This is a genomic window from Alteromonas sp. V450 (assembly GCF_001885075.1).
Lineage (GTDB): Bacteria > Pseudomonadota > Gammaproteobacteria > Enterobacterales > Alteromonadaceae > Alteromonas.
In genome coordinates, this window is sequence record NZ_MODU01000004.1 from 1,914,846 (window position 1) to 1,928,296 (window position 13,451).

The window sequence follows — 13,451 nt, forward strand, 5'->3', positions numbered from 1 at the left end:
GATTTAAAAAGCCGCTTTAGAAGCGGCTTTTTTTGTTACTGCTTGTCACCCTTTGCTAACATGCGCTTGAGGTACCAGCACATAAAACGCTGCTTCCAATGTTTATTTCCACCCGGTCTGTGAGTTTTTATTAACGTATTGCGGTAGGCATCAAAATGTAAACCGTAAGGCGCATGAATGACATCCCCCCTGCCCAACAATAACTTCAACGCATTGGTGCACAGCACCCCCGCGGCAAGCGATATACCCATACACGTTGACGGCACCTTTGCGTCTTTTTTAGTAAAGTTCACGCTCGAGGTTCTTACCAAATAATGACGTTGCTGCATGCTTGGTGACATACCCACTACAAACCTCACAATTTGATCTTCAAAGCTATGCCCCTCTAGACAAAAATACTCTTCAAAGCTCATTTTTCCAGGAACAAAACACATGAGCGCAGCGCCCATCCCCATAGGCGCTGCTGAAATGGCAGGGATACCTTTTTCATAGCAACGTTGAAAGACTTTTCGTCTAATATCAACGCTGAAAATATCTAAGCTGTCGACATACAAATCGACACCATCTAAAAACGCGTCTAAGTTATCTTCGCTAATGCCTTCGGCAAAATTAGTAACCGACGCTGTAGGGTTTATCGCCCGCAGGGTATTTTCCATAACTTCAGATTTAGGTTGCCCAACCGTATTTATATTTGCACCAGCTTGACGGTTAAAATTAGCAACATCGTAAGCATCCATGTCTGATATATTAAAGTTACCTATACCTAGCCTAGCGAGAACAATAGAGTGATCGCCCCCAACACCGCCTAACCCCCCTATGGCAACTTTAGCGTTTCTCAATTGCTCCTGTTCTTCAGCTGTAACCCAACCAATATTGCGTGAGAACGCATCGTAATAATCGAAATCCATTTTAATTGCCTTTTAGAAGTGGAAGGTTTTACTATTTATAGCACTAAATTTTAGATAATTTCTCCTTAATATTCTTTTTCTCACTTCAGACCTATCGCGATTCGTGAACCGCCATTGCCTATTGCTATGAATCCATCTATTCTGTGCTTCCAAGGAAAATAATTCATGCACAAGAATGCACAACCCATGACGTCTCTTTCAGCAACCTCAGCGCCATTAAAAAAAGAGCAACTACCAGAATTGCTAGCGCAATGGACCAAGCTAGAGAAGATTTCGAGTAAAAGCTTTTTCACCAGCTGGAAATGGATAGGAAGCTGGTTAAAAATGCTAGACTACAAAACAAATGTGGTCACCGTGTTCGACCATGACGAAGTCGTCGGTTTGGCGTTTTTCAATATACTAAACGCTAATCGCCCATTTCACGTGTCTGCACAGCTTTGGTTTAACCGCACCGGTGAAGACGCGAAAGACCAAATTTGGCCAGAATACAATGATATTTTGTGTGCAAGAGGCCGTGAGTGGGCAATAAGAGCCGTTGTGTTACAACATCTTGCTGATAAATATCCGCAGCTAGATGAGTTTATTCTTGGGGTTAGCAGAGATGAAATTTTCGAAACCCCTACTCCGCGAACGCTGTTCCCGAGAATTATTTGGGAAACGCAAAGTTATGCTAGCCTGCTAAGCGATACATTTTCAGATCTTGATGTATATTTATCGACACTGTCTCGCAACACGCGTCATCAAATAAGGCGCACGCTAAAATTACTGGGGCAGCGTGGTGAAGTGAAGCTTGTAAAGGCACAAACCAGCGACGATGCACTTGAAATGCTTGAATGCGCCGCACAGTTGCACAGGCAGCGTTGGCCTGGGTTAAAAAGTGGTTTTAACAACCCTTATTTTCAACGCTTTCACCATGAACTTATTAAAAGAAATTATAGCTCTGGATGCATCGACTTGTTGTGCTTACAGGTGAACGAGTCTCCTTTATGCTACCTCTATAACTTTAATTACGACGGCTACGTTTACTTTTACCTGTCAGGTATAGAATACGAACAAGACAACAGGCTTAAGCCTGGATTACTCGCTCACGCTATGGCCATAAGCCACTATGCTTCAAAAGGTTGTCACACCTATGACTTCATGGGCGGGCAAGGGCAATACAAGGCGTCATTATCTAATCACCAAGAGCCCTTGATAATAACCAGTTTTCAAAAAAAGCAACCGCTCTTTATTTTGAAGCACTGGTTAGACAATGCAAAAAGTTACTTAACCTCGTCGGGTAATTTACTTAATGACAGAGAGTAACCGCTTACTAAAAAGCTCCTCGTGGGTGCTTGTTGTGTCTTGGCTTAACCGCGCAATGGGGCTTGTTTCAGTTTTCATTCTTGCCAGACTACTTTCTCCGGAAGCATTTGGTGCGTTTGCTGTGCTAACCATTACCGTGCAAATTGCAGACGTACTTACGAATTTTGGTGTTGAGCAGTACTATATCCAGAAAAAAGATGCCACGTTGAACGAGCTTAACAGTTGTTGGAGCTTCAACCTGCTTATTAAGCTTTTAGTAAGCGTGCTATTGTTTATCGCCTCTCCCCTCATAGCTGAGGCATTCGACAAAAAAAACCTCACGTTAGCCTTTCAGGCAATTAGCCTTTTACCCGCGCTTAATGCATTTAACAATGGGTATATTTTCCACCTGAAGCGCACGTTAGCATTTCAGAAATTTGTAACGTTTTCGGCTGCAGGCCAGCTTATTGGAAGCGTATGTTCGGTGGCTATAGCCTTTATATATGAAACGTATTGGGCATTGATAATTGGGCTGGGGGTTAATACGGGCATACAGGTGCTTCTTAGCTACATTATCTTGTCTTATAGAACCAAGTTCACAACCTCACAACTGCTTATATCGTTTGCGTTTGGGAAGTGGATGATACTAAAAAATATCGTTGGCCATGCGCGGGCGAAGTTTGATGTTTGGTATGCGGCTTCAACGTTTTCACTCCATAGTATTGGTGGTTACAACACAATGAAAGACATCGCGATGCTTCCAGCGCGTGAGCTAATAGGCCCCGTATTTCAAGTGCTGTACTCTTACATGTCGCAGGAAAAAGCATCCAAAGAGCGAATATACGTTACCTGCCTGATGATGCTTCTTATTGCCATACCTAGTGCAGTAGGGTTATACCTACTGGCCGACGACCTTACCCCTTTGTTGCTAGGCGACGAGTGGACAGAATATGGCCCTGTTCTGGCTAATTTAGCTGTACTGACCTTAAGTTTTACTGCTGGCAATGTAATAAGCGACGCCATTATATCGAGAGGAAAAGTAAAGCACGTATTTGTTTACGACTTAAGTACTTTGCTTATTAGTGTGGCAGCACTTGCCTTTTTTCATCAATTTATTTCATCGCCAACCAGCCTTTCTGCCTTTAGAGCAAGCATTGGTATTTTTATGCTTTTTTCCGGGCTTTTTTGGCTGAGCTACTGTCTTGAATTAACGTTTTCAAGACTTCTTCGGGCACTTACTGGGAGCAGTATCGCTGCGGCAATAATGGGAGGGTGCATTGCATTTTCACTAACGTTACCCATTCCGTTTTATTTATCGCTAATGTTAAGCGTGTCGCTTGGTATAGGTGTGTATTTCGCTGCATTATTTTTGGTTGTTAAAACCGTTATTTTTTCCCAAGAAGACAGGCACACACTAACAGCAATGATGCGTATGATCAGCGCACGATTTTTCTGAGGTTTTTAATGCAAGCTTTCTCACGTATTTTATTACTCTCTTTATCTGTCATTTTGACACAGACAGCGGTTATCTGCGCATGGGGCGTTCAACGTGCGTAACTCGCTAAACACACGCAAAGCACTGGTACTTGGCGAAGACACACGGAGCTTTTTGTCGGTTATTCGCTCTCTTGGAGAAGCCGGCATGCATGTTGAGGTGGTTACATTAGACAACCTGTCTCCTAGCATTCATTCCAAGTGGGTAAAAAAAGTCTTTCGACTAAACTATCAGGCGTTGACTCAGAAGCAATGGAGTGACAGTGTTGAGAATATTATCAACAACGGTGAATACGATATAGTCATTCCTTGTGACGAACGTTCTATCTATCCGCTTTTAGACATTAAAGAGCGGTGTAAGCTGCATACCGTTTTCGCTATTCCTGAACGCGGTGTACTAGGCCCGCTTTTCGATAAAAAAGAAACGCGAAAGCTAGCAAAAGAACTCAACATCCCTGTAGCAGAAGGTGAATTGACCAATCTGCAAACCACCAGTAATGAAGCATTACAAACCCAATACGGGCTGCCGGTTGTGCTTAAACCTGCGATGTCTTACAACAGCGAGCAGCTATCTCACAGAAACAGTGTTGTAATAGCCAAAAACGAGCAGGATATAGACGCATTCAGATCATTGCATACTCACTCATTGGTAGAGCGCTATTTCACAGGCGTTGGAATGGGAGTTTCAATACTATCCTCTAAAGGAAAAATTAGAGCTGCCTTCGCTCACAAGCGAGTGTCAGAGCCTGAAAAAGGCGGCGGCAGTTCGTATCGTAAGGCTGTGCCGTTAGATAGCGGCATGTTAGATGCGTGCCAGAAAATTTGTCGCCACTTAAATTATACCGGCGTTGGCATGTTCGAATTCAAACATAACGCGCAAACCAACGAATGGATCCTTATTGAGATAAACGCGCGCTTCTGGGGCAGCTTACCGCTGGCTGTATTCGCAGGTGTCAACTTCCCTGCTCTACTTGCCTACTATTTACTAACTACACATCGCCCTAACAAACTGACCTATAATCAAAAAGCAAGGGCAAGAAACCTTTCAGCTGATTTTTATGACATTAAAGAAAGTTTTGACCGAGAACGACATTCAACTGGCCTAAGCGCGGCCGTAAGAAAAACCTGCGCAAGATTACTAAGCCTAAGCTACATGTTAACCGGTAATGAAACCATAGATTCATTTAAATGGAACGACAAAGCCCCATTTTTTATTGAGTTAAAACAGCTTTTTGGCGACAAAGTAAATAAATTACTAACCATTAACCGAAAACGCGCTTTAGAAAATAAAGGGCGCGAAAGCTTACCTTCGCGGCCAATTAAACACATACTTGTATTGTGCTACGGCAATATTATGCGCTCGCCGTTCGCTACCGAACTATTGCGGGAAAAACTCCAACAAAAAGGCATAAATGTACCGGTAAGTGGTGCGGGCTTTCATCAAAAACAGGGCCGAAGCGCGCCAAAGCGCTGTATAACCACGGCCCAGCAATGGAACATAAACCTTGAATCGCATCGTTCAAAAACGTTTAACCAAGACATGGTTAAACCCGACGAACAGCTTATTATCTATTTTGATTTAAAGCATGAGTATTTACTGGCGCGTTTTTACCAAAAATACACCGCGGTAAATTTAGCGCATTTTGTTCCCCCTGGGCGTGGGCCGCTGGAAGAGATTGTCGACCCTTATGACGGCACTGATGACGGGCTCAAACGCTGTTACGAAAATATTGATACTGGCCTTGATAATTTGCTTAGTCAGCTTGTGCATTTAAACCTGATTGAATAACGCTATAACACGCTAATACTTAGCCTACCTGGCTTTACTCAGCTGCAAAGAATGGATACGATTGTAACGATAAGTAACCTATGGAATTGAAACGTGTCTGGAGCAAGCGTTGCCCCTAAATTAGCAATAGTTATTCACACGGAAGAAGAATTTGACTGGAATGGAGGCTTCATTCCATCTGCTACTGAAGTAAGCCACGGCAACGAATTGTTGATCGCAATTAAAAACTTAACAGCGATTGGCGCTAAAAGTACGTTGGCGATGGATTATGCGTTTGTGTCTAGCGAACAAGGTGAAAGATGTATTAGTAACATTAACGCATGCCGCGAACTTTCCGAGCATGTGGAGTTTGCTGCGCATTTGCACCCATGGGTAAACCCACCGCTATCCGAGAGCTTCGTAGACAGCGTTCCAGAGGAATTTTCCTACCCCGGAAATTTGCCTGAGGCAGAAGAGTTTAGCAAACTTAAAGCGCTAACAGAAAAAATTACGGTAGTGGCAAAACAAAAACCAGTCACCTATTTGGCGGGCAGGTATGGTATTGGCAGAAACACACCGCGTATACTAAACGCTTTAGGATACAAAGTTGATGTGAGTATTAGCCCGTTTGCTGACTACACACATCAGCATGGCCCCAACTTTACGCAGTACAACACCGACATTTTTTACCGTGATGGAATAGTAAACTGGCCGCATACTAGTGCGATAGTGAGCCCCTTTCGCATTGCTCGAAAACATTTTCATGATGCTCCTAGTACCTATGCAAATTCGTCTTTGCTAAATAAAATTATGCGAAAAGTACTGCGAGCGAAACTTCATAGACTATCTCCGGAAGGCTTTTCTCTTGCTGACATGAAAAATGTCACGAAATATCAATATGATTTGGGCCAGCGTTGCTTTATATTATCGTTTCATTCACCCAGCGTAAAAAGTGGGCTTACGCCTTATGTAGAAACCGATGCACAGGCGGTAGAATTTAACGAAAAAGTACTGGCCTACGCTAACTGGTTTAAAAATGAATTTAAAGGTGAGTTTATTAAAGTGAAGGATCATCCCCAGGTACAGCATGACACACTCTGACTTTGATAACGCGCCATTTTTTAGCGTAATAATTCCTACCCGCAACCGCTTTGCACTGTTTAAAAAAGCTTATGAGTCGGTGCTAAATCAAACATTTTCTAATTTTGAGATCGTTGTTATTAACGATGGTTCTGATGAAGATGCTTTAGCTCAGTACAAGGCATTTGAGGCAACGACACCGCCTCATGTGCATTTCCGGTACCAAATTAGGCGCCCAAATGGTCACGGTCAAAGTTATTCTATGAATACAGGCGCATTAGTAGGAAAAGGCGAATACCTTTGTTTTTTAGATGATGACGATGTGTGGACAGACCCCGAGCATCTTGAAAGAGCGCATAAAAGTATTACTGCTAGCAGCACGAAGGTTGATTCATATTACACAAATCAAAAAGCGGTGTTCGTAGACGGTAACGAAAAGCCAGGCCCTATTTGGCTAGATGATTTAAGTACTCGCTTGGCACACAAGCAAGCTGACTCGGTTGGCTCGTACTCGGTGAGCGCTGCCGAGCTACTTACTGCCCACGGTTTTGCCCACTTGAACTGCTCAATTGTAAGAAGAGCCCTTTATTTAAGTATGAAGGGAATGGATGAAAACATTCGCTGGGAGTGCGATCACGATTTTTACCTGCGCACGTTAGATAACGCGACCACCGTACTTTTCAACCCAGCTTTTATTGCTAAACATCTGATACCAGATACACAAAAGAAAGAGAACATGACAACAATGGTAAGCATGCTAGAAAAGCGTCTTTACCAAGTTACTGTATTTGAAAAATGCACGCTATTGTTGAATAACCCAGCACTCAAAGCGTATAGCCAGAAACGCCTTGCTTATACCTTTCAGCACATTACAAATGAACTAGTGCTAACCAAACGTACCAAGGAAGCCGCTGTTTATGCCCGAAAAGCACTTGCCTGCCGTTTCACTATTCGCTGGCAGGTTTTCTGCTATTGGCTTCAATTAAAAGCGCTTTTTAGCTAAGTGAACCTCATGAAACTAATTATTCAAATTCCCTGCTATAACGAAGAACATACGCTACCGCAAACCGTGAAAGATTTGCCTACGCATATTGACGGCATCGACACGATTGAATACATGATTATTGACGACGGTTCAAAAGATAAAACCGTTGAAGTAGCCAAATCGTTAGGCGTGCACCATATAGTTAGAAACAAGAACAACCGAGGGCTTGCCCGCACGTTTAGAAAAGGCATAGACGAATGCTTGAAACGTGGCGCTGATATTATTGTAAACACTGACGGTGATAATCAGTATGCGGGTTGGGATGTTGCAAAATTAGTAGTTCCCATTTTAGACGGAACCGCTGATGTTGTTGTAGGCGACAGAAAAACCCAAGATATTGAACACTTTTCGCCGTTAAAAAAGCTGCTTCAGAAAGTAGGCAGTTACGTGGTAAAAAAGGTTTCGGGCGTGCAAGTACCCGACGCAGTCAGCGGCTTTCGAGCGTACAGCCGAGAGGCAGCATTACAGCTAAATATTATCAGCCCTTTCAGCTATACCATAGAAGCGCTCATTCAGTCGGGCAAAAAGCATATGGCTGTAGCCCATGTACCGGTTGAAACCAACGCCAAAACCCGTGAATCACGTTTATTCACCAGCATTCCTAAATTCATAGAACGCCAGTTAACCACTATAGTGCGCATGTATACCATGTATCAGCCATTGCGCGTTTTTGTTCTTATTGGGGCAATAATTACGTTAGTGGGCCTTATACCCATTGTACGCTTCCTTATTTTTTACATGATGGGTGACGGAAACGGGCATCTTCAGTCTTTGATACTTGGTGGCGTGTTAACGGTACTGGGCATTATCACGTTTCTTATAGCCATACTTGCCGACCTAATAAACTTCAATCGCCAACTTATAGAGCAAACGCTAGAGAAAGTGCGCAGAATGGAACTGCAGATGCTTGATGAACAAAAAAGTGACAACGAATAATGAATCCGTTGTTTTGGGGAACATTTGATTTAGGAAAGCCTCGCGTACGAATTCTACTACAAGGTTTAAAGAAAAATGACATTATCCCTATAATTATTCATAAGGATATTTGGGACGATGTAGAAGATAAGAGTCAAGTAAAAAGTAACAGAGCTAAATTGGTAAAAATACTACGCTTTCTAATGGCCTATCCAATTCTAATCATGCGCTATCTTTTTGCTCCTAAACACGATGTAGTTGTAGTTAGCTACCTTGGTCATTTTGATATATTGCTGGTATGGTTTTTTGCTAAATTAAGACGTAAAAAAATAGTATGGGACGCCTTCCTATCCCTCTACAACACGGTCGTTGAAGACCGTAAATTGGTATCTAAAAACAGTTTAACTGCGAAAGCGCTGTATGCTCTGGAGTGGCTCGCGTGTAGAGCAGCTGATACCATTATCTTAGACACACATGCTCATGGCGAATATTTCGCTACCACGTATAGCCTCCCTAGAGAAAAAGTTCGAACTGTATTCGTGGGGGCTGAATTAGAAAAATTCCCGAGTATAAAACATAAACGCGACGGTCAAAAAAAACAACTCGATGTACTCTTTTATGGCCAGTTTATCCCATTGCACGGCATATCAGTAATTCATGAAGCAGCACTCCTTTTAAAGGATGAGGATATTAACTGGACAATAATTGGCGAAGGACAAATGGCTGATTCATTTGCCAATGCATTAGAGGTAAAGCCTCTAAACAAGCTTAATTGGATAAGATGGGTGCAATACGAAGAGCTAGTAGCGCAAATTCATAATGCAGATATTTGTTTAGGAATTTTTGGCGATACAGAGAAGGCTTCTCGTGTTATCCCTAACAAGGTTTTCCAAATTTTAAGCGCTGGCGCCCCTCTCGTTACTATGGACTCTCCTGCAATAAGAGAAATATTCACTAAACCATGTTCAGGAGTAAAATTATGTGAAGCTGGAAACGCAGAGGACTTAGCTGACAAAATATTGCAAATGAAAGCTGAATTAGCTTCGTTGTCGCTTCCGGCGCATGCAGCATTAAGAAATGTAATATCGCCTTCGTCGATTGGAAAAGCGATGGAGCGCATCTGTATGGATACTATTCATGGAAAACAATAAGCCAAAAGTTTTGGTCGTGTCTCCGACCTTTCCACTGCCTTTAGTTGCCGGTGGAAAAATTCGTATATTCAATATATTGAAGGAGCTTAGTAAAAACTACGATATTACGCTGTTGTCATTATTCGAAATTGGAGTAGATTCAAGGTCTTATTTGAGTCAACTAGAATTTCTTTCTCGAATAGAGCTAATTCCAGTTTCACAATCTAAAACAGCGCAAATAAAGCGGCTGTTAAGATATTCTTTTCACTGGCTCTTGGGTACACCAGCAGAGGTACTTATTAAAAAGTCACCCGCACTTGCGGCTAAATTAAATGAACTGATAAAGCGTGAAGCATTTTCGCTTGTACAGTTCGAATACATACAAACCGCACAATATTTAACCAAAGAAATACGTAATAATTGCCGCACTGCGCTAGTAGCGCATGATATTTCGTATATATCACAAGAGCGCAAGGCCCATATTGCGAGAGGGTTAGCGAAACTCTTCTGGGCAAGAGAAGCTAAGTTGATGAAGCAATACGAACGCGATAACTGGGCTAAGTTTAACAGTATTTACACTATGTCTGAGGTGGATATTGACTATATGAACTCGCCCGATACTGAGCGTTTCACAGCGGTTATACCCAATGGTGTAGATACAAAAAACCTTAAATACCAGTTACGTAGCGGTAATAGAACGATTGTTTTTGTTGGGTGGATGCGACATTTACCAAACAGAGACGCAATAAGCTGGTTTATAGATGAGATTTGGCCGATTATAAGAGAGTCGGCGAAACCAGTTACCTTGAAAATTGTTGGAAAAGGCCTTCCTTCTGATATTATCCAAAAGGTAAATGCTGATAGCGCAATACACTACCTTGGGTACGTCGACGACATCTATGAGGTTGTCCAAGACTCAACATTGTCTATCGTACCCATTCGAATTGGTTCAGGTTCTCGCCTAAAAATTCTAGAGTCGATGGCACTTGGAACTCCTGTTGTTTCTACAACTATAGGCTGTGAAGGAATACAAGCATCAAGTGACGAAGTCAGACTAGTAGACGACCCCAACACATTTGCTGCTGAGGTGTTAGCGTTATTAGACAACGAAGAAGAACGACAAAAACTTAGTGTTAATGCAAGAGCGCTCGTAGAACGACGTTATGGATGGGAATCGATAGGAAGAAGCGCAAGTGAGCTCATACAACAAACAATCGAGCGTTAGTATGGCGACGACAATTTGGGTTGTTATTGTTAATTATCATAGCCAGCATTTAGTCATTAAATGTATCGACTCGTTCAAAAAATTCGCATCAATCAATCTCAACTATGTAGTAATTGACAATAGTGAGCAACCAGATACGAGTGAACTTACTACTATTCATAAAGATGTTGTTACTAAGCGCCCAGTGAGCAATGGTGGGTTTGCTGCAGGGTGTAATTTAGGTATACAGCACGCATTAGCCCAAAATGCAGAGTATATTTTACTCATTAATCCTGACACTTACGTTACAGAAGATGTAATAACGCCGCTAATTAAAACATTGAGCGAAAGCGAAGAAATTGGCATGGCTTCCCCTACCATTTATTGTAGCGAACCTAAAGATAAAATATGGATGGCAGGTTCAAGTTGCAATTGGTGGACTGGTGGTCCCAAACACGTATATTCATCTAGGTTGATTGAACAAAAAAGTGCGGTAGAAGTGCCTTTCGTATCCGGCTGTGCAATGATGATAAAAAAAGCTGTTTTTGAGACTGCTGGGTTAATGGACGAGCGCTACTTCCTGTATTTTGAAGACGCTGACTACTGTGAAAGGATAAAAGCTAAAGGATGGCGGATTGTATTTTTACCAAATACCTCTTTATATCACGCAGTTTCGAGCACCACTGGTTTCCAAAGTAAAAATTACGTTTATTATTTTTCTAGGAACCGACTATGGTTTTTAAAGCGATGGGCTCCGCGCTTAGCTTACATTTACTACTTACTGTTTACTATAGTGATCAAATTGCCCGGTGCTTTTGTTATCTTTGCGTTAATACGCCGAAAACCCTCATTATGTAAGGCTTTTTTTAGAGGCTTTATAGACGCATTTAGAAAAGCTCCGAGGCACGCGCAATGACAAATGTGTCGATTGTTCTTCCAACCTACAATAGGGCCGCTACGATAGGCCGCGCTATAGAGAGCGTACTAAACCAAACGTACCCCGATTTTGAATTGCTAATTGTAGACGATGGCTCTACTGACAATACTGAAATAGTCGTGGCACAGTACCTTAAAGATCCTAGGGTTAAGTATTATAAAAGAAAAAACCAAGGTGCGTCTGCAGCACGCAATTTTGGAATAAGTGTAGGAACTGGTGATTATGTAGCATTTCAAGACAGCGATGATGAGTGGCTTGAAAACAAACTAGCGCTACAAATTAGCTCATTTGCCGAATGTGCAGATAGTGTATGCATGGTTTATGGCGATTTACTTAGAGTTAATAATGCTGGTATTGAAGAAATAAGACAATCTCCAGATGTTATAGGCGATGAACTCTTTAACCCTGAGACTAAAGAGTTTAATGTATTTGGTATTGGTATCCAGACATGCTTGATTAAGCGAAGTGCATTGAACAAGGCTGGAAATTTCGATACTGAACTGCCAAGGTTCATCGATTTAGAACTTTTCATTCGGTTGTCGAGAGTTGGCGTTTTTTTAAGGCTGGCATATCCAATAGTTAGATATTACGAGATGCCTGGGATTTCAACAAATCCACTCAACGCAGCAATTGCCAGGTTAAAAATCATTGAAAAGTACAGCACAGAAGCAAATCAGCGACCAAAAGAGCTAGCATTTCAATACTTGCAAGTTGCTGGTTGTTATTGGAAAACGCCGTACCACGACGAAAAGAAAAGATATGCGCGAAAGGTTCTATTTTCGAAACAAGCAGATCTTTCTTTAAAGCTACAAGCATTTTTACTTTTGTGCATTCCTCGAGCTTTAGGAAAAAGACTTTTGGGACGCTAAACCGCATTATTTTAAAACGCTTATGAATATACTGTCAGATATTAAATATGCAAAACGCTTGTTGATAGACAAGCCGTTGAATAAAAAAATTTGTTACGTGCATATACCCAAATGTGGTGGTACTGCGCTGCAAAAGGCAATCGTAGCTAGCTATGGTATAAAGAACTATCTAAATCAAAGTGCTCGCTTTGTGCTAGATGCGGGCGCATCGAAACGGGCCACCGAAATAAAAGGCGGAGATTTAGTAGAACAGCGTTTTACATTGTTACATTATGCACTGAATTCACGTGCAAAGTTCGTCAGCGGTCACTTTAGCATCAATGAGGATGTTTTAAACAAGTATGGTAATGAATGGCATTTTGTAACCCTCATGCGCGATCCCGTGGAAAAATGGATTTCCAACTTTTTCTTCAATAAATACAATACTGATAATGCGCATGCATGGAAAATTGATGAAGATATAGAAGACTACCTAAAGACCGAGCGAGCAAAAAAAGACGGATGTGATTATGCAACTCAGATTCTTGGTATGTCGCACAATGAAATAAATATGTCTGAAGAAGCGATTAACAAAGCGGTTTCACTTTTTAAACGTTTCAGCGTAATCGGCTTTGTTGACGAAATGAACGAATTTGAGCACCAATTTCAGCGCTGTTTCGGTGTACCACTGGCCCTTAAGAGTGAAAACGCTAGCCCAGTGCGAGCAGACAAAAAGGTTTTATCTGAAGATATCTTGAGAGAGATTAAGGCGCTGTGCGAACCAAATATAGCGATATACAACGCAGTAAAGCACGGATAAAAGTTTTTGTAGGAAATT

General features: G+C 41.9%; 12 protein-coding genes. 11 read left to right on the forward strand and 1 reads right to left on the reverse strand.

Going from position 1 to position 13,451, the window contains the following annotated elements; all coding sequences use genetic code 11:
- Positions 1-35: 35 nt before the first annotated feature.
- Entirely contained in the window at positions 36-908 is an 873-nt protein-coding gene (locus BK026_RS08405; protein WP_071815461.1) for a ThiF family adenylyltransferase, read from the reverse strand.
- Positions 909-1,073: 165 nt separating this feature from the next.
- On the opposite strand from BK026_RS08405, the gene BK026_RS08410 reads away from it, so the two are divergent.
- The 11 genes from BK026_RS08410 to BK026_RS08460 all read left to right on the forward strand — a co-directional run bounded on the left by BK026_RS08410 (position 1,074) and on the right by BK026_RS08460 (position 13,433).
- Positions 1,074-2,213, forward strand: a complete 1,140-nt coding sequence (locus BK026_RS08410) for a GNAT family N-acetyltransferase (protein WP_071815462.1) — start codon at positions 1,074-1,076, stop codon at positions 2,211-2,213.
- Entirely contained in the window at positions 2,200-3,648 is a 1,449-nt protein-coding gene (locus BK026_RS08415; protein WP_071815463.1) for an oligosaccharide flippase family protein, read from the forward strand. Before BK026_RS08410 ends, BK026_RS08415 begins: the two co-directional genes overlap by 14 nt.
- A gap of 93 nt (positions 3,649-3,741) precedes the next feature.
- Complete coding sequence (locus BK026_RS08420) at positions 3,742-5,475, forward strand: ATP-grasp domain-containing protein (protein WP_071815464.1); 1,734 nt, start codon at positions 3,742-3,744, stop codon at positions 5,473-5,475.
- A gap of 93 nt (positions 5,476-5,568) precedes the next feature.
- Complete coding sequence (locus BK026_RS08425) at positions 5,569-6,555, forward strand: hypothetical protein (RefSeq protein WP_071815465.1); 987 nt, start codon at positions 5,569-5,571, stop codon at positions 6,553-6,555.
- Complete coding sequence (locus BK026_RS08430) at positions 6,542-7,537, forward strand: glycosyltransferase family 2 protein (protein ID WP_071815466.1); 996 nt, start codon at positions 6,542-6,544, stop codon at positions 7,535-7,537. Before BK026_RS08425 ends, BK026_RS08430 begins: the two co-directional genes overlap by 14 nt.
- Before the next feature lie 9 nt (positions 7,538-7,546).
- Positions 7,547-8,515, forward strand: a complete 969-nt coding sequence (locus BK026_RS08435; protein WP_071817561.1) for a glycosyltransferase family 2 protein — start codon at positions 7,547-7,549, stop codon at positions 8,513-8,515.
- Positions 8,515-9,645 (forward strand): glycosyltransferase, encoded by a 1,131-nt coding sequence (locus BK026_RS08440; RefSeq protein ID WP_071815467.1) that lies wholly within the window; start codon positions 8,515-8,517, stop codon positions 9,643-9,645. Before BK026_RS08435 ends, BK026_RS08440 begins: the two co-directional genes overlap by 1 nt.
- Positions 9,632-10,849: a glycosyltransferase family 4 protein gene (locus BK026_RS08445; protein WP_071815468.1), complete on the forward strand. Its 1,218-nt coding sequence runs from the start codon at positions 9,632-9,634 to the stop codon at positions 10,847-10,849. The genes BK026_RS08440 and BK026_RS08445 overlap by 14 nt, the downstream gene beginning before the upstream one ends.
- Before the next feature lies 1 nt (position 10,850).
- Positions 10,851-11,744 (forward strand): glycosyltransferase family 2 protein, encoded by an 894-nt coding sequence (locus tag BK026_RS08450; RefSeq protein ID WP_071815469.1) that lies wholly within the window; start codon positions 10,851-10,853, stop codon positions 11,742-11,744.
- Entirely contained in the window at positions 11,741-12,634 is an 894-nt protein-coding gene (locus BK026_RS08455) for a glycosyltransferase (protein ID WP_071815470.1), read from the forward strand. Before BK026_RS08450 ends, BK026_RS08455 begins: the two co-directional genes overlap by 4 nt.
- A 22-nt stretch (positions 12,635-12,656) precedes the next feature.
- Complete coding sequence (locus tag BK026_RS08460) at positions 12,657-13,433, forward strand: sulfotransferase family 2 domain-containing protein (protein ID WP_071815471.1); 777 nt, start codon at positions 12,657-12,659, stop codon at positions 13,431-13,433.
- The last annotated feature ends 18 nt before the right edge of the window (positions 13,434-13,451 follow it).

Excerpts from the sequence above, each read along its gene's own strand:
- BK026_RS08410 (WP_071815462.1), top strand. The coding sequence starts at position 1,074 with ATGCACAAGAATGCACAACCCATGACGTCTCTTTCAGCAACCTCAGCG.
- BK026_RS08445 (WP_071815468.1), top strand. The coding sequence starts at position 9,632 with ATGGAAAACAATAAGCCAAAAGTTTTGGTCGTGTCTCCGACCTTTCCA.
- BK026_RS08455 (WP_071815470.1), top strand. The coding sequence starts at position 11,741 with ATGACAAATGTGTCGATTGTTCTTCCAACCTACAATAGGGCCGCTACG.
- BK026_RS08415 (WP_071815463.1), top strand. The coding sequence starts at position 2,200 with ATGACAGAGAGTAACCGCTTACTAAAAAGCTCCTCGTGGGTGCTTGTT.
- BK026_RS08440 (WP_071815467.1), top strand. The coding sequence starts at position 8,515 with ATGAATCCGTTGTTTTGGGGAACATTTGATTTAGGAAAGCCTCGCGTA.
- BK026_RS08430 (WP_071815466.1), top strand. The coding sequence starts at position 6,542 with ATGACACACTCTGACTTTGATAACGCGCCATTTTTTAGCGTAATAATT.
- BK026_RS08450 (WP_071815469.1), top strand. The coding sequence starts at position 10,851 with ATGGCGACGACAATTTGGGTTGTTATTGTTAATTATCATAGCCAGCAT.
- BK026_RS08460 (WP_071815471.1), top strand. The coding sequence starts at position 12,657 with ATGAATATACTGTCAGATATTAAATATGCAAAACGCTTGTTGATAGAC.
- BK026_RS08405 (WP_071815461.1), bottom strand. The coding sequence starts at position 908 with ATGGATTTCGATTATTACGATGCGTTCTCACGCAATATTGGTTGGGTT.
- BK026_RS08435 (WP_071817561.1), top strand. The coding sequence starts at position 7,547 with ATGAAACTAATTATTCAAATTCCCTGCTATAACGAAGAACATACGCTA.